This is a genomic window from Streptomyces sp. NPDC088350 (assembly GCF_044753545.1).
Taxonomy (GTDB): domain Bacteria; phylum Actinomycetota; class Actinomycetes; order Streptomycetales; family Streptomycetaceae; genus Streptomyces.
In genome coordinates, this window is record NZ_JBIVNL010000007.1 from 265,598 (window position 1) to 286,723 (window position 21,126).

At 68.7% G+C, this 21,126-nt stretch carries 16 protein-coding genes and 1 tRNA gene; 5 read left to right on the forward strand and 12 right to left on the reverse strand.

Features of this window, described 5'->3' with window-relative positions; genetic code table 11:
- Nucleotides 1-44: 44 nt before the first annotated feature.
- Entirely contained in the window at nucleotides 45-1,847 is a 1,803-nt protein-coding gene (locus ACIQBL_RS25800) for a bifunctional metallophosphatase/5'-nucleotidase (protein WP_401945287.1), read from the reverse strand.
- A 127-nt stretch (nucleotides 1,848-1,974) separates the two neighbouring features.
- Between ACIQBL_RS25800 and ACIQBL_RS25805 the strand changes: the two genes are divergently transcribed.
- Complete coding sequence (locus ACIQBL_RS25805) at nucleotides 1,975-2,694, forward strand: SIMPL domain-containing protein (protein WP_401945288.1); 720 nt, start codon at nucleotides 1,975-1,977, stop codon at nucleotides 2,692-2,694.
- 145 nt (nucleotides 2,695-2,839) lie between these two features.
- Complete coding sequence (gene pyk, locus ACIQBL_RS25810; RefSeq protein WP_401945289.1) at nucleotides 2,840-4,276, forward strand: pyruvate kinase; 1,437 nt, start codon at nucleotides 2,840-2,842, stop codon at nucleotides 4,274-4,276.
- Between the two features lie 254 nt (nucleotides 4,277-4,530).
- Here the strand turns inward: pyk and ACIQBL_RS25815 are convergent, their stop codons facing one another.
- Both ACIQBL_RS25815 and ACIQBL_RS25820 read right to left on the reverse strand, forming a co-directional pair.
- Nucleotides 4,531-5,277, reverse strand: a complete 747-nt coding sequence (locus tag ACIQBL_RS25815) for a helix-turn-helix domain-containing protein (protein ID WP_401945290.1) — start codon at nucleotides 5,275-5,277, stop codon at nucleotides 4,531-4,533.
- Nucleotides 5,278-5,381: 104 nt separating this feature from the next.
- Nucleotides 5,382-5,454, reverse strand: a tRNA-Leu gene (locus ACIQBL_RS25820).
- Nucleotides 5,455-5,558: 104 nt separating this feature from the next.
- Between ACIQBL_RS25820 and ACIQBL_RS25825 the strand changes: the two genes are divergently transcribed.
- Nucleotides 5,559-6,215, forward strand: coding sequence for an ANTAR domain-containing response regulator (locus tag ACIQBL_RS25825; RefSeq protein WP_401945291.1), 657 nt, complete (start codon nucleotides 5,559-5,561; stop codon nucleotides 6,213-6,215).
- Nucleotides 6,216-6,304: 89 nt separating this feature from the next.
- Here the strand turns inward: ACIQBL_RS25825 and ACIQBL_RS25830 are convergent, their stop codons facing one another.
- The 8 genes from ACIQBL_RS25830 to ACIQBL_RS25865 all read right to left on the reverse strand — a co-directional run bounded on the left by ACIQBL_RS25830 (nucleotide 6,305) and on the right by ACIQBL_RS25865 (nucleotide 15,733).
- A complete protein-coding gene (locus ACIQBL_RS25830; protein ID WP_401945292.1) occupies nucleotides 6,305-7,021 on the reverse strand; it encodes an ABC transporter ATP-binding protein in 717 nt (238 codons plus the stop codon).
- On the reverse strand, nucleotides 7,018-7,854 hold the full coding sequence (locus ACIQBL_RS25835) for an ABC transporter ATP-binding protein (RefSeq protein ID WP_401945293.1): 837 nt from the start codon (nucleotides 7,852-7,854) through the stop codon (nucleotides 7,018-7,020). The genes ACIQBL_RS25830 and ACIQBL_RS25835 overlap by 4 nt, the downstream gene beginning before the upstream one ends.
- A 6-nt stretch (nucleotides 7,855-7,860) precedes the next feature.
- On the reverse strand, nucleotides 7,861-9,660 hold the full coding sequence (locus tag ACIQBL_RS25840; protein ID WP_401945294.1) for a branched-chain amino acid ABC transporter permease: 1,800 nt from the start codon (nucleotides 9,658-9,660) through the stop codon (nucleotides 7,861-7,863).
- A gap of 4 nt (nucleotides 9,661-9,664) precedes the next feature.
- Nucleotides 9,665-10,594, reverse strand: coding sequence for a branched-chain amino acid ABC transporter permease (locus ACIQBL_RS25845; RefSeq protein ID WP_401945295.1), 930 nt, complete (start codon nucleotides 10,592-10,594; stop codon nucleotides 9,665-9,667).
- A gap of 126 nt (nucleotides 10,595-10,720) precedes the next feature.
- Nucleotides 10,721-11,938 carry a branched-chain amino acid ABC transporter substrate-binding protein gene (locus tag ACIQBL_RS25850; protein WP_401945778.1) on the reverse strand — a complete coding sequence of 406 codons (1,218 nt, stop codon included), beginning with the start codon at nucleotides 11,936-11,938 and terminating at the stop codon, nucleotides 10,721-10,723.
- Nucleotides 11,939-12,160: 222 nt separating this feature from the next.
- Nucleotides 12,161-12,823 carry a hypothetical protein gene (locus ACIQBL_RS25855; RefSeq protein WP_401945296.1) on the reverse strand — a complete coding sequence of 221 codons (663 nt, stop codon included), beginning with the start codon at nucleotides 12,821-12,823 and terminating at the stop codon, nucleotides 12,161-12,163.
- 90 nt (nucleotides 12,824-12,913) lie between these two features.
- Complete coding sequence (locus ACIQBL_RS25860) at nucleotides 12,914-13,402, reverse strand: PaaI family thioesterase (protein ID WP_401945297.1); 489 nt, start codon at nucleotides 13,400-13,402, stop codon at nucleotides 12,914-12,916.
- A 51-nt stretch (nucleotides 13,403-13,453) separates the two neighbouring features.
- The gene (locus ACIQBL_RS25865) at nucleotides 13,454-15,733 is read right to left on the reverse strand and encodes an FdhF/YdeP family oxidoreductase (RefSeq protein WP_401945298.1); all 2,280 of its coding nucleotides are present in this window, start codon (nucleotides 15,731-15,733) and stop codon (nucleotides 13,454-13,456) included.
- 134 nt (nucleotides 15,734-15,867) lie between these two features.
- Here ACIQBL_RS25865 and polA point away from each other — a divergent pair, with 134 nt between their 5' ends.
- Both polA and ACIQBL_RS25875 read left to right on the forward strand, forming a co-directional pair.
- On the forward strand, nucleotides 15,868-18,594 hold the full coding sequence (polA, locus tag ACIQBL_RS25870) for a DNA polymerase I (protein ID WP_401945299.1): 2,727 nt from the start codon (nucleotides 15,868-15,870) through the stop codon (nucleotides 18,592-18,594).
- A gap of 673 nt (nucleotides 18,595-19,267) precedes the next feature.
- On the forward strand, nucleotides 19,268-19,657 hold the full coding sequence (locus ACIQBL_RS25875) for a hypothetical protein (protein ID WP_401945300.1): 390 nt from the start codon (nucleotides 19,268-19,270) through the stop codon (nucleotides 19,655-19,657).
- Nucleotides 19,658-20,048: 391 nt separating this feature from the next.
- Here the strand turns inward: ACIQBL_RS25875 and ACIQBL_RS25880 are convergent, their stop codons facing one another.
- Nucleotides 20,049-20,915 carry a DUF4184 family protein gene (locus ACIQBL_RS25880; RefSeq protein ID WP_401945301.1) on the reverse strand — a complete coding sequence of 289 codons (867 nt, stop codon included), beginning with the start codon at nucleotides 20,913-20,915 and terminating at the stop codon, nucleotides 20,049-20,051.
- Nucleotides 20,916-21,126 lie beyond the last annotated feature (211 nt).

Here is a 21,126-nt window from a genome sequence, read left to right on the forward strand (position 1 = left end):
AGCAGGCACCAGAAGACCAGCGGGCACCAGAAGACCGGCGGGCACTAGAAGACCGGCGTCCCGTTCCGCGTCAACTTCCAGTCCACCGAGGCGAATTCAGCCGGGTCCAGCACACCCTTCGCGGTCACCCACTCCGCGATCCGCGTCCGGATCTCCGTCGACTCCGACCACACCTCGGTCGCCGCCGCCACATGCGGGAACGCACCGCCGCCGTTCGCCCGGTAGTTGTTCACCGCCAGCACGAACTGCTGCGCGTCGTCCAGCGCCGCACCGTTGTACGTCAGGTTCTTGATCCGTGAACCCGCCGCCTGCGCGATGTCGATCTCGTAAGAGAACCCCGACACATAGTCGTAGTTGTAGTCCGGACGGCCGTTCGCGTTCGTCAGCTTCTCCGTGTCGACGACCGCGTCCGCCGCCGTCTGCACGAAGTACTGCGCCGAGTACTCCAGATACGCCCGCACCTGAGCACCCGTCAGCAGCTTTGCGACGAGCGTGTTGTCGAACACGTACAGGCCCGACAGATCCCGGATCGTCACCTCGCCCGCCGGGATCGCCGACGTCCGCGAGAACGGCGACGCCTGCGCGACCACCGGCAGCGACGCGTACGCCGTCCCCGCCAACGCCGCCTTCACCACGTCCTCCTGGACCCTGGTGATCAGATCGATGATCGGGGCGTCCTTGTACCGCGCCTCGACCGTCGTCAGCGTCGCCGTCGCCGTACCGACCACCTGGTTGACGTACTCCACGACCAGCGCGTGCTCGTCCTTCAGCAACCGCGTGATCTTCGGATCGTCCGCGACCGTCTTCGCGTCCCGCAGCGACGCCGCCACCGACTCGACCGTCCAACGGCCCTTCTCGAAGACCAACTCGACGTCGAACACGCTCAACCGCTCGGCGAAGCACAGCGGTTCGGACAGCACGACCGTCTTCCCCGTCGCCGTGTTCGTGACCTTCAACTCCGGGATCTCCACATGCGCATGACCCACCAGAATCGCGTCGATCCCCGGCACCTGCTGCGCGACGAGCGCCGCCGAGTTCTCCACGTACGGCAGCTGATCACCGTACGACGACGTCCCCGACGACCCCGAATGCGCCGACACCACGACGACATCCGCCCCCATCGACTTGAGCTTCGGCACCCACTTCGCCGCCTGCTCCTCAAGCCCCGGGAACGTCAACTTCCCCTGCACATACGCCTTGTCCCAGATCGCGATCCCCGGGTTCGTCAGCCCCAGCACCGCCACCTTCACCGGCGGAGCACCCGGCACCTGGAACTTCTTGATGAAGTACGGCGGGAACGCCGGCTTCAGCGTCTTCGCGTCCAGCGCGTTCGCCCCCAGCAGCGGGAAGCGGCACTGGTCCTCGAACTTCCGCAGCGTCTCGATGCCGTAGTTGAACTCGTGGTTGCCCAGCGCCGCCGCGTCGTACCCGATCGCGTTCATCGCCTGCGCCATCGGATGCACCGGGCCGCCCTTGGCGGTGATCGGGTCCACCTTCGCGAAGTAGTACGTCAGCGGAGTGCCCTGGATCGTGTCGCCCGCGTCCAGCAGCAGCGTGTTCCGCCGCCCCTTCTCCTGCCGGATCTGGTTCACCAGGGTCGAGACCCGCGCCAGACCCATCGCGTTGCCCTTGGCGTCCGCGTACTCCGCGTCCTTGAAGTAGTCCCAGTTGAAGACATGCCCGTGCAGGTCCGTCGTGCCCATCACGGTCAGCGAGTACCGCTTCGCGTGCTTGGCCGGCTTCTTCTCCGCGGCCTGCGCCGCCGGAGCCGCCGCCGCACCGGCCAGCGCGACCCCGGCGCCCGTCACAGCGGACTTCTTCAGGAACTTCCGGCGGTTCAAGGGCATGTCTGGATCTCCTCGGGAAACGGTCAACGACGCGCGTAGATTCTTACTCGCTTCTTACCGGATGCGACAGGTCCCCCAGGTTTCGATCTGATGACCACCAGGCGACACACCTGACAGAGTGGGACGTATGACCACGCCCAGCACGGACGACCCCCAACCCCCCGTCCCCTACGGCACCCCCGACGCCCCCCGCATCGCCGTCCGCGGCGAAGCACGCCTCGAAGTCGACCCCGAGATCGCCCGCATCGGCATCACCGTCGCCGCCCGCGGCACCGACCGCCGCACCGCCCTCGACGACCTCACCCGCCGCAACGCCACCGTCCTCGACCTGGTCAAAAGCTACGGCGACGCCGTCGAACGCCTCGAAACCGGCGGCTTCTCCATCACCCCCGAACTCACCAAACACGGCCGCGGCGAACGCGTCCACCGCTACCACGGCAGGGTCAACATCACCGCCGAACTCACCGACTTCACCTCCCTCGGCGAACTCACCACCCGCCTCGCCGACCTCGACCTCACCCGCGTCGACGGCCCCTGGTGGGCCCTGCGCCCCGACTCGCCCGTCCACCGCCAGGCCCGCCAGCAAGCCGTACGCGAAGCCGTCCAGCGCGCCCGCGAATACGCCGAAGCACTCGGCACCACCCTCGCCGCACTCGTGGAGCTGGCCGACATCGGAGCCGAGAACGCCCAGACCTACGGCGCACCCCAGGGTCGTATGCGCTCCATGTCCTTCGCGGGCGCAGCCGCCGAGGACACCGCCGCCGCACCCCTCGACCTCGAACCCCAACGGCAACACGTGTACGCCCAGGTCAACGCGCGCTTCACGATGGCACCCCCGAGCCTGTAGCCCGCGGTCCCCATTCCGCCATTCGGATGCTCATAGGAGCACCCCGCCGCACATTCAAGCTTTGTCAATAACCCTTCACCCAAAGGTTGTTGAGTAGTCATGCAGGGCCAATTCCCTACCCGTCGGTAAGGCCTAGGCTCACACCATGCGTCGAGCAAAAATCGTCTGTACATTGGGCCCCGCCACCGACTCGTACGACCAGATCAAAGCCCTGGTCGAAGCCGGAATGGACGTAGCCCGCTTCAACCTCAGCCACGGCACCCACGCCGAGCACGAGGAGCGCTTCCAGCGCGTGCGAAAGGCCGCCGAAGAGACCGGCCGCAACGTCGGAATGCTCGCCGACCTTCAAGGCCCGAAGATCCGACTCGGCCGCTTCACCGAAGGCCCCGTACTCCTTGAACGCGGAGACACCTTCACCATCACCGTCGAAGAAGGCGCCGAAGGCGACCGCCACTCCTGCGGAACGACCTACGCCGGCCTCGCCGCCGACGTCGCCCCCGGCGAACGCGTCCTCGTCGACGACGGCAAGGTCTGCCTCGAAGTCACCTCCGTCGACGGCCCCCGCGTCCGCACCAAGGTCGTCGAAGGCGGCATGGTCTCCGACCACAAGGGCCTCAACCTCCCCGGAGTCGCCGTCTCCGTCCCCGCCCTCTCCGACAAGGACGAGGCCGACCTCCGCTGGGCACTGCGCTCCGGCTTCGACGTCATCGCCCTCTCCTTCGTCCGCAGCGGCAAGGACATCGACGACGTCCACCGCATCATGGACGAGGAGGGCCACCGCCTCCCCGTCATCGCCAAGGTCGAGAAACCCCAGGCGGTCGAGGCCATCGACGACATCGTCGCCGCCTTCGACGGCATCATGGTCGCCCGCGGCGACCTCGGCGTCGAAATGCCCCTCGAACAGGTCCCGATCGTCCAGAAGCGCGCGATCAAACTCGCCAAGCGCAACGCCAAACCGGTCATCGTCGCCACCCAGATGCTCGACTCGATGATCGAGAACTCCCGCCCCACGCGCGCGGAAGCCTCGGACGTGGCCAACGCCGTCATCGACGGCACGGACGCCGTGATGCTCTCCGGCGAGACCAGCGTCGGCAAATACCCCATCGCGACGGTCACCACCATGGCCCGCATCGTCGAAGCGGCCGAGGAGGACATCCTCGCCAAGGGCCTGCCCCCGCTGACCGAACGCAACAAGCCCCGCACCCAGGGCGGTGCCGTCGCCCGAGCCGCCGCCGAGATGGGTGACTTCCTCGGCGCGAAGTTCCTCGTCGCCTTCACCCAGTCCGGCGACACGGTCCGCCGCCTCTCCCGCTACCGCTCACCCATCCCGGTCCTCGCCTTCACCCCCGAACCGGCCACCCGCGCCCAACTCACCCTCACCTGGGGCGTGGAGACCTTCCTCGGCCCCCACGTCGACTCCACCGACGCCATGGTCGACCAGGTCGACGAACTCCTCCTCAAGTACGGCCGCTGCCAGAAGGGCGACATCGTCGTCATCACGGCCGGCTCACCACCCGGAGTCGCCGGCGCGACCAACCTCGTCCGCGTCCACCACATCGGCGAGGACGACAGCCCCAAGTAGCCGCTACGGCGCGACGATCGCGAAGTCCGCCGAAAGAAGTCCGCGACAACCGCGCTTTGCCGGCGAGGAGTTACTTGCCCTTTTCGTCATCGGCTCCGCGCATACGCAATGGCCGAGGAGAGCGACGGCGAAACGAACATCGCCGTCGCGGATGAATTCACGGCCTTTCGACACGGCTGAGGCCCCGCAATAACCCGCCGCGCATCGAAAAGGGCGACGACTAGGTGAATGCGGTGACGTGTCATGTTGCGGGGTCAGTGTTTGGGGCCTACGCGGGTGTCCATCAGGGCTACGGAGGCTTTGCGGGCGACCGAGATGTTGTAAGCGTTCGCCTGCTTCCAGCTGACTTCGACCTTGTCGAGGGTGTCGGTGTAGAGCTGCCTGATGTCCGCGGAGAGGTTGGTGAAGAAGTAACGGGGATATTCGTAGCGCTTGCGTTCACCGGCGACCACGCGGGTCGTCCAGTTGGTGCTGCGGCAGCCGTCGGAGTGGATGAGGCCCCGGATGAAGTCCCAGGGGTGGGTGTCGACGATGTCCTGCTGCCAGGGTTCGAGGGCGATTTGGCGCTCGTGTTTCTTGCCGGGGGCATGCTGGGGGAACAGGTTGGGCCAGTGCCGGGAGTAACTGGTGACCATCGCGTAGCCCTCCTTCTGGAGCGCGTAGACGCCGATGTCGGGGCGCACCTTCGTTATGGCCTCGCGGCACAGTTGAAGGAGTCCGGGCCATGCGTCGGCGCACGCGATCCTGAGGTAGTAGCCGGTGCCCCGGGGGTGGGCGCTGATGCAGCCGTCGCCGAGGTAGAGGCCCAGGAGGTAGGAGTAGGCGTGATCGTCGGCGGGGGGTCCGGGGTCCGTAGTCGCAATGCTGGGCAGCGGTTCGAGCCGGTCCTGCCAAGAGCGGATCGCGGCGCGTGAGATGCCGGTCTCGCGGCTTACGGAGTTGAGGCTGCGGCCCTGCTCGACCAGCGCGAGCGCTCGCTTACGTGTGCTGATGTCGTACATGTGGACACTCTGTGAGAGTGATCGTCGCGACACGCAGTAAAAGCGGAGGTTCACGCGAACGTGAACCTCCGCTTAAAATGTCAACCTTCGATTCGAAGGAAAAGTGCCCCGGGTCGGATTCGAACCGACGCTGTCGGTGGTTTGAGCACCGTGTCTCTACCGCTGGACTACCGGGGCTTCCCCTAAAACAAAGGTCAGCGGTCTCCCGCTGTGCCCCTACCTTATCGCAGCTAGGTAGGCTCTTGTCAGCACTACCCCCGTGCCCTGAACGAGGAGCCCCCGTGACCGCCCCCGAGTCGCCCCAGCCCGTAGACGCGCCCGACGACGACAAGTCGCACGTGCCTCCGCTGACGACCCGTGTCGTCATCGCCGAGGACGAGGCCCTGATCCGGCTCGATCTCAAAGAGATGCTCGAAGAAGAGGGCTACACCGTCGTGGGCGAGGCGGGCGACGGTGAGCAGGCCGTGGAGCTGGCCCGTGAGCACAAGCCCGACCTCGTGATCCTCGATGTGAAGATGCCCAAGCTGGACGGTATCTCCGCCGCCGAGAAGATCGCCGAGGAGGGGATCGCCCCGGTGCTGATGCTCACTGCCTTCTCGCAGCGCGACCTGGTGGAGCGGGCTCGGGACGCCGGTGCGATGGCGTACCTCGTGAAGCCGTTCAGCAAGAGTGACGTTGTGCCGGCCATTGAGATGGCGGTGTCCCGCTTCACCGAGTTGAAGCAGCTGGAGCAGGAGGTCGCCGACCTCACCCTGCGGCTGGAGACCCGCAAGCTGGTCGACCGTGCGAAGTCGATCCTGCAGACCGAGTACGGGCTGTCCGAGCCGGCGGCGTTCCGGTGGATCCAGAAGACGTCGATGGACCGTCGGATGTCCATGCAGCAGGTCGCCGAGGCGGTCATCCTGGACGCCGACGAGAAGAAGTCCGCGAAGGGCTGACACCGGCCCACGGCAGTACGACTACGACGAGGCCCGCGCCCCCGAAGCTGGGGGCGCGGGCCTCGTCGTAGGAAACGAACGGAAAGGACCTAGTCCTCGCCGAGGTACGCCTTGCGTACCGACTCGTCGTGCAGGAGGTCCTGGCCCGTGCCGGAGAGGACGATGTTGCCGACCTCCATGACGTGGCCCTGGTCGGCGAGCGACAGGGCTGCCTGGGCGTTCTGTTCGACGAGGAGGATCGTCGTGCCGGATGCCTTCAGTTCGACGATCGTCGCCATGATCTTCTGCATCATGATCGGCGAGAGGCCCATGGACGGCTCGTCGAGCATCAGCAGCTTCGGCTGGGACATGAGCGCGCGGCCCATCGCCAGCATCTGCTGCTCACCGCCGGAAAGGGTTCCCGCGGCCTGCTTCTGGCGCTCTCCCAGGATCGGGAAGAGGTCGTAGGCGCGCTGGATGTCCTTTTCGATGCCTTCTTTGTCCTTGCGGAGGAAGGCGCCGAGCTGGAGGTTCTCCGCGATGGTGAGGCGGGGGAAGATGTGCCGGCCTTCGGGGGAGTGGGCCAGCCCGAGGGAGACGATCTTGTGCGCGGGGACGTTCTTCAGCGGTTTGCCGTCGAAGGTGATGGTGCCGCCTGCGGGCTGCAGCAGGCCTGAGAGGGTGCGCAGGGTGGTCGTCTTGCCGGCGCCGTTGGTGCCGATGAGGGTGACGACCTGGCCGGCCTCGACGCTGAAGGAGATGCCCTTGACGGCTTCGATCTTGCCGTAGGCGACCCTGAGGTCCTCGACCTCTAGCAGTGCGGTCACTGGGCTTCTCCCTCGGTGCTGGTGGTGCTCTCCGCTTCCGTTTCCGCCGGGGTGTCGTCGGTGGCGCCTTCGAAGGGTTCGCCGAGGTAGGCGGCTACGACGCGTTCGTCGGCCTGGACGACGTCGGAGGTGCCTTCGACGAGTTTCTCGCCCTGGACGAGGACGGCGACGCGGTCGCAGAGGTTGAAGATGAAGCGCATGTCGTGCTCGATGACGAGGACGGCGATGCCCTTGTCGCGGATGGCGAAGACCAACTCCTCGGTCGCCCGCGTCTCCTGGGGGTTCATGCCGGCGGTCGGCTCGTCGAGGAGGAGCAGGCCCGGCTCGGACGCGAGGGCGCGGGCGATCTCCAGCTTGCGCTGTTCGCCGTAGGGGAGGTTGCGTGCCAAGTGGTCGCGCTTGTGGGCGAGGCCGATGAACTCCAGGAGTTCCATGGCGCGTTCTTCGCTCGCCTTTTCGGCCTTCTTGAAGCCGGGGCCGCGGAGGAGGGCCGACCAGAGGCCTTCCTTGGTGCGGGTGTGGCGGCCGACGAGGACGTTTTCCAGGACCGTCATGTTGGCGAACAGGCGGATGTTCTGGAAGGTGCGGGCGATGCCTGCCTTGGTGACCAGGTGGGGCTTCGGGGGAAGCACCGTGCCCTGGTAGGAGACCGTGCCCTCGGTGGGGACGTAGAGGCCCGTGAGGCAGTTGAAGAAGGTGGTCTTGCCGGCGCCGTTGGGGCCGATGAGGCCTACGATCTCGCCGGCGTTGACGGTGAAGTCGACGGAGCGGACGGCGGTGAGGCCGCCGAAGCGCATGGTGACGTCACGGGCTTCGAGTACTGGTGTCGTCATGGCTCTCTACGCCCCTGCCTTGGTGATGGCCGGTTCGTCGGTCAGGGTCGTGGTGTCCGGTACGTCGAGTTGGCCGGTCTCGTGGAACTCCAACTGGCGTCGGCGGTTGGGGATGATGCCCTCGGGGCGGAAGCGCATCAGGAGGATGAGCGCGATGCCGAACGCGAGGAGCGACTTGTCCTGGAGGGCGACGAGCTTCTCCGGGAGCAGGTAGAGCAGGGCGGCGCCGAGGAAGGGTCCGGAGACGGTGCCCATGCCGCCGAGGACGACGGCGGCGAGCAGGAACGCGGAGTTGGGCGGGGCCGCTCCGGCGAACTGGTACGGGTTCGGCACGACGCTGTAGGTGACGTGGGCGCTGACCGTGCCGGCGAGGCCGGCGAGGGTGGCGCCGAGGGCGAACGCGATGAGCTTGACGCGGAAGCCGTTGATGCCCATGGCGGTGGCGGCGGTCTCGTCCTCGCGGATGGCGATCCAGGAGCGGCCGATGCGGGAGTCCGAGGCGCGGCGGTAGATCGTGACGACGAGGGCGCTGATCAGGACCATGAGCAGGTAGTAGTTGGCGAACCGGCCGATGGTGAATCCGGCGATGTCGTGGTTCTCCCCGAAGTTGAATCCGAAGAACGACAGGTCGGGGATGGACGGGATGCCGTTGGGGCCGTTGGTGATGTCGGGGCCGGAGACGCCGTCCATGTTGTTGACGGAGATGCGGAAGATCTCTCCGAAGCCGAGGGTCACGATGGCGAGGTAGTCGCCGCGCAGCCGCAGGGTGGGGGCGCCGATGAGGACGCCGAAGATCAGGCTGGCGACGGCGCCGGTGAGGGCGGCGGCCCAGAAGGGGAACTGGACGCCGGAGAACTTGGAGAACTCGGAGCCGGAGACCAGGGCTGCGGTGTAGGCGCCGACGCCGAGGAAGGCGACGTATCCGAGGTCGAGGAGTCCGGCGAGGCCGACGACGATGTTGAGGCCGAGGGCGACGGTCCCGAAGATCAGGATGTTGACGCCGAGGTTGGCGTAGTGGTCGTTGGTCTGGGTGAAGGGGAAGCCGATCGCGGCGACGAAGCCCATGGCGAGGGCGAAGCTGCGGTTCTGGGCCGTGAGGCGGCTGAAGCGGTCGAAGAGGCCGGCGGTCTGCAGGGCCCAGGCGGTGAAGACGACGACGATGAGGAAGCCGACGAAGAGTTGGTCCTCGGCGTCGATGCCGTAGGCGAAGACGGTGAGGGCGAGGGCGGCGACGATCGTGATGACGAGTCGCTGGACCCAGGGTGCGGTGGCCTGGGGGGCCGGGACGCGGTCGGCCTTGGTGATGTACGCCTTGAGCGCTTCCTTGGTGGTGTCGGTGGCGTCCTGCGGGAGGGCGAGGGCGCCGATGACGGGGAGCAGGGAGGCGATGGCGGCGATGTAGGTGCCGGGTTCCCAGTTGACGATGCCGCCGAGTTTCGCGGCGATCGCGATGACCGTGTACCAGGTGACGGCGAAGCCGCCGAGGGCGGTGAGGACGAGGGGCGCGTTGTTGCGGGCGGGCAGCAGCCAGCCGAGTCCTCGGACGCCGTAGGTGGAGAGGGCGAACACCGTGGTGATGATGCCGGCGACGAGGGTGAGGATCTGCAGGCCGCCGGGGTAGCCGTTGACGGTGAGGTCGCCGGGGAAGTCGGAGGTCCAGGTCCAGCGCAGGAACGTGGAGGCCGCGGTGGCGATGCCGCCGGCCAGGAGGAGGGCGCGGGCCGCCGCGAGGGGCAGCGGGATGAGGCCGCGCTGTTCCGCGGGGGCGGCGGCCGGCGTCTTGGGGGTCTCGGTCGTCTCGGTCATGTGATCACGCCCTGTCCGCGACGCGTTCGCCGAGCAGGCCCTGTGGCCTGAACAGCAGTACGAGGATGAGGAGACAGAAGGCCCAGACGTTGGCCCAGCTGGAGCCGCCGAGCTGTTCCATGCCGGGGATCTTGCTGATGTAGGCGGAGGCGAGGGTTTCGGCCACGCCGAGGACGACTCCGCCGAGCATGGCGCCGTAGATGTTGCCGATGCCGCCCATGACGGCTGCGGTGAAGGCCTTGAGGCCCATCAGGAAGCCCATGCGGTAGTCGATGTTGCCGTACTTGAGGCCGTAGGAGACGGCTGCGACGGCGGCGAAGAAGCCGCCGATGGCGAACGCTATGACGATGATGCGGTTGGTGTCGATGCCCATGAGCTGCGCGGTGTCCGGGTCCTGGGCGGTGGCCTGCATGGCGCGGCCGGTGCGGCTCTTGCGGACGAACCAGGCGAGGCCGGACATGCAGATGACGGCGGCGAGGACCAGGAAGATGTCGGCGTCGGAGATGGTGACGGAGCCGATGCCGTGGTTGCCGTCGAGGCTGGGGAAGGAGCGGGCCTTGTCGGCGCCCGGGTAGAAGTTCCGGACGAGTTCCTGGAGTGACAGGGAGAGGCCGATGGCGGTGATGAGGGGGGCCAGCCGTGGCGCTTGCCGCAGGGGGCGGTAGGCGAATCGTTCGGCCCCTACCGCGACTACGACGGAGACGATTCCGCCGCCGATCAGCATGAGTGGTACGGCGACCACCATCGAGGTGCCGTCGGGCAGGATGTAGGCGTAGACCGTGAGGGCGCCGAAGGCCCCGGTCATGAAGATCTCGCCGTGCGCGAAGTTGATGAGCTGGACGATGCCGTACACCATCGTGTAGCCGATGGCGATCAGCCCGTACATCGAGCCTAGGAGCAGCCCGTTGGCCAGCTGCTGCGGCAGGGTGTTCACCGCGTGGCCTCCATTGTCGCTGGTGGTCGTGTGCACAGATCGCGTGCCTGGGTGGGGGTGTGGAAACGGGCCGCGCGGTCGGGATCCTCCTTCCGCGCGGCCCGTGGTGCGGTGGTGCTCAGTTGATCAGCTGCCGTTGAAGGTGCCGGTCTTGACGGCCTTCCAGGCGCCGTTGGTGACCTGGTAGACGGTGAGCTGCTTGTTGGTGGTGTCGCCGTACTGGTCGAAGGCGACCTTGCCGGAGATGCCTTCGAAGTCGGACTTCTGTACGGCGTCGACGACCTTGGAGCGCAGGTCGCTGCTGGCGGGCAGCTTGTTGCCGTTGGCGTCCTTGACGGCCTTCACTGCCTTGATGATGGCGGTGGCGGCGTCGTAGGCGTAGGCACCGTAGGCGCCGTAGTCACCCTTGTAGCCCTTGGCCTTGTAGGTCGCGATGAACTGCTTGGCGGCGGGCAGGGTGTCGGCGGGGACGCCGACGGAGGTGGCGAGGTCGCCTTCGGCGGCCTTGCCGGCGGTCTGGATGTAGGTGGTGGCGAACATGCCGTCACCGCCGAACAGCGGGATCTTGACGCCGGCGCCCTTGAGCTGCTTGGTGATCTTCTCCGACTCGTCGTACTGGCCGCCGTAGTAGAGCAGGTCGGCGCCGGAGTTCTTGATCTTGGTGACGAGGGAGCTGAAGTCGGTGTCGCCGGTGTTGACGTGGTCGGTGCCGGCGATGGAGCCGCCGAGCTTCTTGAAGGCGCTGTTGAAGATTCCGGCCAGGCCGGCGCCGTAGGTCTGCTTGTCGTCGACGACGAAGGCCTTCTTCTTCTTGAGGCCGTTGTACGCGTAGTCGGCGGCGAACGCACCCTGGAGGGCGTCGGTGGTGGCGGTGCGGAAGTACGTCTTGTACGGCCGCGTCTTGGTGGTCGCCCAGTCCTTGCCCTGGGTCAGGGCGGGGTTGGTGTTCGAGGGGGAGATCTCGACCATGTTGGCGGAGGCGAACACCTGTTGCATCGACTGGGCGACGCCGGAGTTCAGCGGGCCGACGGCGCCGACAATGTTGCTGTCGCCGGTGAAGGCGGTGGCGTTGGACTGGCCGGTGGCGGGCTGGGCCTTGTCGTCCAGGGCCTTGAGCTTGAACTTGACGCCGGGGACCCAGTTGTTCTTGTTGGCGTCGTCGACGGCGATCTGCACGCCGTACTGGATGCCGAGGCCGGTGGTGGAGTTCTCACCGGAGAGCGGGGCGTCGACACCGATGGTCAGGGTGGTGGACCCGCTGTCGCTCTTGCTGCCGCTGTCCCGGGAGCCGCAGGCGGTGAGGGTCAGAGCTCCGGTGGTGAGGACGGAGGTAAGAATCACCAGAGAACGCTGTCGCACAATCTGTCCTTTCCGCAGGCACAGTCGCCCGGGTGGGGCGGAGGGTGCTGCGCTGGTACCGAACTCCCGATGGAGCGGTGACTGGCCGTGACTCTAAGCCCGGTCTGTAGGCATGGGCATCGTCGTGCGCTGGCTTGTGACTTTCTTGTTATGACGTGCCGGTTGGCGAGCTTGGCGGAGGGTGAGTCTCGGCCGGTTTGGCGCAATTCACCCTCGGTCCACATTTTGAGAACCTGCACTTCCGCTTGGCCGTGGGCCTGGCCTGGCGTTTGTCGTGTCGCAGGCCCTGTGGAGGAGCTGGGAGAGGTCCTTGGAGTAGTTGCTGCCGAAGATGAAACTGTGGTGTTGTATTGCGCGCGTGTTACGCAGCGTTACGTCCAGAAAGGCGAGGTCCGCATTCAGGGGCAGTCCCGAACAGTCGGAAACGGATATCTGCACCGTGACACGGTGGGTCGCGCCGACGCGCACGGTGAAGACCGGTTCGGGGACGGCCTGGGCGGTGAGTCCGTCGAACGCGGCGCCGATGACCCGCACGGTGACGGGGGGTCCGCTGTCCACGGTCACCGCGAAGCGGAAGAAGCCGGTCGTGGTGGGGGAGTCGGTGGTCTGGGCGAGTCCGATGTAGCGCCATTCGGTGACGTTCGCGGGCCAGGGCAGGGGCGGGGCCGGGTCGGCCCGCGTGCGCGGTGGCAGGAGGACGGCTCCGGTGGCCGCGACGGCGACCGCGCCCGCCGCCAGTGCGGTCCTGCGGGCTCGCGGCGACAGGGTGTGCCAGCGGTCCGTCAGGCGGGGCGCGTCGCCGCCGATGACTTCGTAACTCCCGTCCACCTCGGGTGAGTCGACGGATTCGACGGGCCCGATACCGCTCATGCCGGCAGCCTCATGGGGGAACGGTAGGGGAGCGGACGGGGGTGGGGAAAGACGGACCGCGTCCGGGATCGGCCGGTGGTGTGTCCGGGATCAGCTCGCGGCGCGCGCCGGAATCCCGTCACCGGGCTTCACGTCCCGCAGCAGGCAGGTCAGCCGGGCGGTGCACACGCGCCGCCCCTCCTCGTCACTGATCACGATCTCGTACGTCGCCGTCGACCGGCCGCGGTGCACGGGGGTGGCCACTCCGGTCACCAGGCCGGAGCGGGCGCCGCGGTGGTGGGTGCAGTTCAGGTCAACGCCGACGGCGACCTTCGTGCTGCCGCCGTGCAGCATGGACCCGAGCGAGCCGAGGGTCTCGGCCAGGACGGCGGAGGCGCCGCCGTGCAGCAGTCCGTAGGGCTGGGTGTTGCCCTCGACCGGCATGGTGCCGACGACGCGCTCGGCGGACGCCTCGACGACCTCCACGCCCATCCGGGTGCCGAGGTGGCCGGCGGAGAAGAGGGCGAGTATGTCGACGCCGAGCGTGGCGTACTCGTCGATGACCTCTTGCGGGAACTTCCCCTGCTGCTGCTCACCCATGGGGTCCGACTCCGTTCGTCGTGATCACTGCCTCGGCCACTGAGCAAACGCTCAGTCGGTCGCCGATTGTTCCAGACGGACGACGACGGACTTGCTGGCCGGGGTGTTGCTGGTGTCGGCGGTGGCGTCCAGGGGGACCAGGACGTTGGTCTCCGGGTAGTAGGCGGCGGCGCAGCCCCGCGCGGTCGGATAGTGCACGACCCGGAAACCGGGCGCCCGCCGCTCCACGCCGTCCTTCCACTCGCCGACCAGGTCGACGTACGACCCGTCGGCGATCCCCAGCCGGTCGGCGTCCTCGGGGTGGACGAGGACGACCCGGCGGCCGTTCTTGATGCCCCGGTAGCGGTCGTCGAGGCCGTAGATCGTGGTGTTGTACTGGTCGTGCGAGCGCAGCGTCTGCAACAGCAGGCGGCCTTCGGGCAGTTCGGGGTATTCGACGGGCGCGGCGGTGAAGTTGGCCTTGCCGGTGGCGGTCGGGAAGCGGCGCTCGTCGCGCGGGGCGTGCGGGAGGGCGAAGCCGCCGGGGTGCGCGACACGCGCGTTGAAGTCCTGGAAACCGGGGATCACGCGCGCGATGCGGTCGCGGATCGTCGCGTAGTCCTTCTCGAACTCCTCCCACGGCGTGCGGGACTCCTCGCCGAGGACGCGGCGGGCGAGGCGGCACACGATGGCCGGCTCGGACAGCAGATCCTTCCCCGCGGGCTCCAGACGGCCGCGGGAGGCGTGCACCATGCCCATGGAGTCCTCGACGGTCACGAACTGCTCGCCGCCGCCCTGGAGATCGCGCTCGGTGCGTCCCAGGGTGGGCAGGATGAGGGCACGCGCGCCCGTGACGACGTGCGAGCGGTTCAGCTTCGTCGACACGTGCACGGTGAGACTGGCGCGCCGCATGGCCGCCTCGGTGACCTCGGTGTCGGGGGAGGCGGACACGAAGTTGCCGCCCATCGCGAAGAACACCTTCGCGTCGCCGTCGCGCAGGGCGCGGATCGCGGCGACGACGTCGTAGCCGTGCTCGCGCGGCGGGGCGAAGCCGAACTCCTTCTCCAGGGCGTCCAGGAAGGCGGGTGCGGGACGCTCGAAGATGCCCATAGTGCGGTCGCCCTGCACGTTGCTGTGGCCGCGCACCGGGCACACGCCCGCGCCGGGGCGGCCGATGTCGCCGCGCAGCAGAAGGAAGTTGACGACCTCGCGGATGGTCGGGACGGCGTGCTTGTGCTGGGTGAGGCCCATCGCCCAGCACACGATGGTGCGCTCGGAGGCGAGGACCATGGCCAGCGCCTTCTCGATCTCCGGGCGGGTCAGCCCGGTCGCCAGGAGCGTCTCGTCCCAGTCGGCGTCCCGCGCGGCGGCGGCGAACTCCTCGTAGCCGTGCGTGTGTTCGTCGATGAAGGCCTGGTCGACGGCACCCTCCGTCTCCAGGATGAGCTTGTTCAGGAGGCGGAAGAGGGCCTGGTCGCCGCCGATGCGGATCTGCAGGAACAGGTCGGTGAGGGCGGCGCCCTTGAGCATGCCCTGCGGGGTCTGCGGGTTCTTGAACTTCTCCAGGCCCGCCTCGGGCAGCGGGTTGACGCTGATGATCTTCGCGCCGTTGGCCTTGGCCTTCTCCAGGGCGGAGAGCATGCGCGGGTGGTTGGTGCCCGGGTTCTGCCCGGCGACCACGATCAGGTCGGCCTGGTAGAGGTCCTCCAGGAGGACGCTGCCCTTGCCGATGCCGATCGTCTCGTTCAGCGCCGAACCCGACGACTCGTGGCACATGTTCGAGCAGTCCGGCAGATTGTTGGTGCCCAGCTCCCGCGCGAACAACTGGTACAGGAACGCGGCCTCGTTGCTGGTGCGGCCCGAGGTGTAGAAGAGGGCCTCGTCCGGGGAGCCGAGGGCGGCGATCTCCTCCGCGACGATGTCGAAGGCACGCTCCCAGGTGACCGGTTCGTAGTGCTCGGCCCCTTCGGGGAGATACATGGGGTGCGTGAGACGCCCCTGCTGGCCCAGCCAGTAGCCGCTGCGGGTCGCGAGATCGGCCACCGGATGGGCGGCGAAGAACCCGGGACCGACCCGGCGCAGGGTGGCTTCCTCGGCGACCGCCTTCGCGCCGTTCTCACAGAACTCCGCCGCGTGCCGGTGGTCCGGCTCCGGCCAGGCGCAGCCCGGGCAGTCGAAGCCGTCCTTCTGATTGACCCGCAGCAGCGTCAGCGCGGTGCGCCTCACACCCATCTGCTGCTGGGCGATGCGCAGCGTGTGGCCGATCGCCGGAAGTCCGGCCGCGGCATGCTTCGGCTCGGTGACCTGCGGCGCGTCCTGGACCGGATCACCCTTGGGCGGCTTCGTGGCCATCGCGGGCCTCCCCTTCGCTGGCACGTGTGGGCTGTGTCCTCGATCCTCGCACGCACCGCTGACAATGACCGCGCCGGGCGGCCCCGGCCGTCGGTGGGGCCCGACTGTCAGTGGCACGTGGCAGGATCGGGGTCGTGGCAGAGACAGCATCGAAGAAGACCGACAAGACCTCCGGCGGAGACCGTCCACGGCTGATGCTGATGGACGGGCACTCGCTGGCCTACCGCGCGTTCTTCGCGCTGCCCGCGGAGAACTTCACGACCGCGACGGGCCAGCCGACGAACGCCATCTACGGCTTCGCGTCGATGCTGGCCAACACCCTGCGCGACGAGGCGCCCACGCACTTCGCGGTGGCCTTCGACGTGTCCCGCAAGACGTGGCGCTCCGAGGAGTTCACCGAGTACAAGGCCAACCGCTCCAAGACCCCGGACGAGTTCAAGGGCCAGGTCGAGCTGATCGGCGAGCTGCTCGACGCGATGCACGTCTCCCGGTTCGCGGTCGACGGCTTCGAGGCCGACGACGTCATCGCCACCCTCGCCACCCAGGCCGAGGCCGAGGGCTTCGACGTGCTGATCGTCACCGGCGACCGCGACTCCTTCCAGCTGGTGTCCGAGCACACCACCGTGCTCTACCCGACGAAGGGCGTCTCCGAGCTGACCCGGTTCACTCCGGAGAAGGTCGTCGAGAAGTACGGGTTGACGCCGGCCCAGTACCCCGACTTCGCGGCCCTGCGCGGCGACCCGTCGGACAACCTCCCGGGCATCCCCGGCGTCGGCGAGAAGACCGCCGCGAAGTGGATCAACCAGTTCGGTTCGTTCGCCGAGTTGGTCGACCGCGTCGACGAGGTCAAGGGCAAGGCCGGGCAGAACCTCCGCGACCACCTGGACGCGGTCAAGCTCAACCGCCGCCTGACCGAGATGGTCAAGGACGTCGACCTGCCCAAGACGGTCGTCGATCTGGAGCGCGCTCCCTACGACCGCCCGTCCGTCGCGATGGTTCTCGACACCCTGGAGATCCGCAACCCCTCGCTGCGCGAGCGACTCCTGGCCGTCGACCCGGGCAACGAGGAGGCCGACGCGACCCCGCCCGCCGAGAGCGGAGTGGCGGTCGACGGCTCGGTCCTCGGCACCGGCGAACTGACCGGCTGGCTGTCCGACTACGGCACCGAGCCCCTCGGCGTCGCCACCGTCGACACCTGGGCGCTCGGCTCCGGTTCGGTGACCGAGGTCGCGCTCGCCGCCGCCGGGGGAGCGGCCGCCTGGTTCGACCCCGCCGAGCTGGACGAGAGCGACGAGAACACGTTCGCGGCCTGGCTGGCCGACGCCGACCGCCCCAAGGTGTTCCACAACGCCAAGGGCGCGATGCGGGTCTTCGCCGAGCACGGCTGGACCATCGCCGGCATCACCATGGACACCGCGCTCGCCGCCTACCTGGTCAAGCCCGGCCGCCGCTCCTTCGACCTGGACGCCCTGTCCCTGGAGTACCTCGGCCGCGAGCTGGCCCCCGCCGCCACGGCCGACGGCCAGCTGGCCTTCGGCGCGGACGACGGCGCCGAGGCGGACGCCCTGATGGTGCAGGCCCGCGCCATCCTCGACCTGGGCGAGGCCTTCGAGGAGCGCCTCCAGGAAGTCGGCGCGGCAGACCTCCTCCGTGACATGGAACTGCCCACCTCGATCCTGCTCGCCCGCCTGGAGCGGTACGGCATCGCGGCGGACAAGGCCCACCTCGAAGCCATGGAGCAGATGTTCGCCGGCGCCGTCCAGCAGGCGGTGAAGGAGGCGCACGCGGCGGCCGGACACGAGTTCAACCTCGGCTCGCCCAAGCAGCTCCAGGAAGTCCTCTTCGGCGAACTCGGTCTGCCCAAGACCAAGAAGACGAAGACCGGCTACACCACCGACGCCGACGCCCTGGCCTGGCTGGCCAACCAGACGGAGAACGAACTGCCGGTCATCATGCTCCGCCACCGCGAACAGGCGAAGCTGCGCGTCACCGTCGAGGGCCTGATCAAGACGATCGCGACGGACGACCGCATCCACACCACCTTCAACCAGACGGTGGCGGCGACCGGCCGCCTCTCCTCGACGGACCCGAACCTGCAGAACATCCCGGTCCGCACGGACGAGGGCAGGGCGATCCGCCGGGGCTTCGTCGTGGGCGAGGGCTTCGAGTCCCTCATGACCGCGGACTACAGCCAGATCGAACTCCGCGTGATGGCCCATCTCTCCGAGGACGAGGGCCTGTTGGAGGCGTTCACCTCGGGCGAGGACCTGCACACCACGGTCGCCTCCCAGGTGTTCTCCGTCGAGGGTGCCGCGGTGGATGCGGAGATGCGCCGCAAGATCAAGGCGATGTCGTACGGCCTCGCCTACGGGCTGTCGGCTTTCGGCCTCTCCCAGCAGCTGAACATCGACGCGGGCGAGGCGCGGGTCCTCATGGACACGTACTTCGAGCGCTTCGGCGGCGTACGGGACTATCTGCGCCGGGCGGTCGACGAGGCACGGGCGACGGGCTACACGGCGACCCTTTTCGGCCGTCGCCGCTACCTCCCCGACCTCAACAGCGACAACCGCCAACGCCGCGAGGCGGCCGAGCGCATGGCCCTCAACGCCCCGATCCAGGGCACCGCGGCGGACATCGTCAAGATGGCCATGCTCAAGGTCGACACCGCCCTCCGCGAGGCCGACCTCAAGTCCCGCATGCTCCTCCAGGTCCACGACGAAATCGTCCTGGAGATCGCCCCCGGGGAGCGAGCGGCCACGGAGGAACTCGTCCGCCACGAGATGGCCGGCGCGGTGCATCTCCGGGCGCCTCTCGATGTGTCGGTGGGAGTGGGGCCGGACTGGGAATCGGCCGCGCATTAGCCTCCGGCGAGTTGGGGGAGTTGTCAGGTGGGGGCGGAGAGTTACGGCCGGGGTGGTGAGCAGGGGTGTGTCACGGCTCGGGTGAGTGACGGGAAAGTGCGGCTTCGCCGAGTGGCGGAGGGCGTGGTGGCCAGGGGCTGCCTGTGGCGGGTTGGCCGAGGTTGCCTTGTAGCGGGCTGGACGACTGGGGCGGCCCTCGCCCCGCCCGCTCTCCTGGCCCGCCTTCGCTCGGCCCACTCTCCCGGCCCGCTCCTGAGTCCACCCGCAGGAACATTCCGTCGCAAAGGTGGGCACCGACAACGGCGCTTCCCGGCGGTGCCAGACCATCCTGGCCCGTCGACCCAACCTCACCCATGGCAACCTCTCCGTCGCAAAGGTGGGCACCGACAACGGCGCTTCCCGGCGGTGCCAAACCACCCTCGTCCGTCGACCCAACCCCACCCACGCCAACCTCTCCGTCGCAAAGGCGAGCACCCCCCGACGCATCCCGGCGGCACCGACCCCCCGCCCCCTCCCGAGCCGCCCGCAGGGCACCGCCTCCCACGCCGGCCGGCACAGACACCTCGGCCACGGAAACTCCCCGCACACCCCCCGCCCAACCCCCGGAGGGCCCGTCACCCGCGTGGCCCCCGCGAAGACGCCCCGCGCGCCCGGCGACCGTAAGGATGCGGGCATGGGTATACGCACGCTTCACCGCCGGACGGCTCACGTGCGGGCAGCGGATGCCGCTGCCGCGCAGGTCACGCCGCGCCCGCCGGTCCCGGCCTTCGCGGTCGGCGCAAGCACCGCCCGCATCCCCGCAGACCTCGCCATGGCCGTCCAGCACACGGCGGCGGACCTCCGGCGCCGCCTCACGTTCCGGGACGACACGGCCGTAGACCCCCGAGAACAAGCCAGACACCCGCAGGGGCCCGCCGTCGCCCCCAGCGGCACCCCCGTCTGGCGGCTCTGGGCCGAGCTGGGCCGCGGCTACCTGGATCTCGTCCTGGCTCGGCTCCCGAGGTCACCCTCCGTGCACACCATGACGGTGTTCATCGCGACCCCACCGGACGGCTCCGGGTGACAGTGCCGCCTCGCGCCGCGCCTCGCCCCTCCGCATGACCATGCTCCTCGCCGATCCTGCCCGACGGCCCCGGACGCCGGTGCTCATCGCGAGTCGGCCCAACCGCCCCGGCCGAACCTGCTTCACCACAAGTCGGCCCGACTGCCCCGACCGGCCGTGCTCACGGTGAGTCTGTCCGAGGGCCCTGGATGACCGTGCTCCTTGCCGAGTCGGCCCGACGGCCCCGACCGACGGTGCTCACGGTGAGCCTGTCTGGCGGCCCTGGATGACCGTGCTCCTTGCCGAGTCGGCCCGACCGCCCCGACTGGCCGTGCTCACGGTGAGCCTGTCCGACGGCCCTGGACGACCGTGCTCCTCGTCGATCCCGCCGGACCGCCCCGACCGGCCCTGCTTACCGAGACCCGGCCCGGTCGCCCCGTCCCGCGCCGGCCTCGCCCAGGTCGCCCGCCGGCACCTCGGCCGCCGCAGGGCGCCACACGCGGACGGCGACGGCGTACAGCAGCACGCCCAGCGTCAGGCCGGCTCCCGCCCCGAAACACAGCGTCGGAATCAGGTTCCAGGGCTTCGCGGTCGAGCCCCAGTAGGCCCACCAGCGTGATCCCCGCTCCACCGCCCCGACCAGCGCACAGCCGCCGAGGACGACCCCGGCCGCCCACCGGTCCCGTACCGACAGCACGGGCACCCCCACCGGCTCGTCGGCCGGAACCCGTCGTAGCGCTCGCAGGACGAACGCGGCGATCAGCAGCGCGCCGAGCACGGAACTGCCGTACTGCAGGAACAGGAACAGCGGTGAGCCGCCGACCACCTGGTCGAGGACGGGGAACAGCCGCACGCCCCACCGGTCGTGGTGGGTGAACGCGTCCCAGACGACGTGGGTGAGCGCGCCGAGCACCGCGGACGCGTACCAGCGGGCCGCCAGTGACGGGGTCGCACGCGCGCGTGGGGTGCCGCAGCTCAGGAGGGTCGCTGTTCGCGGTCGGCGGGTGCGCGGGAGGAGGGCGACCAGGGGTTCGCGCACCAGGAGCCACAGGCCGACCGTCGCCCAGGCGATGAGGACGTCGACCGTGAAGACGCCCGGGAAGGAGTGCGTGACGTTCCCGAACTCCATCGCCCCAGGTATCCCGCTCGCCGCGTAGTAGGTCATGTCCGGTGCGAAGGAGCCCGCGACCAGCACCGCCGGGATCAGCCGGCCGCGCCCCCGTCCGTCGCCGCGCACGGCGGGCAGTACGGCGGCGGCGTGACTCAAGGTGAACGGCAACAGGGCTCCCCGTAGGAGTCATCGGCATATGGCCAAGTGGTGAATAACGGGCGCGAACGGGTGCCCGTGCAAAGCAAGTTGTCGTAGGGTCGCCTGGGTCGCCGCGCGGGGGAGCGCGCGGTCGAACGGAGTGCGGAACAAGCGTACAGAACATCCGAAAAGCATCACGAGGGCAACCTGTGACGCGGGTCGACCGTCACAACAGGCGCAG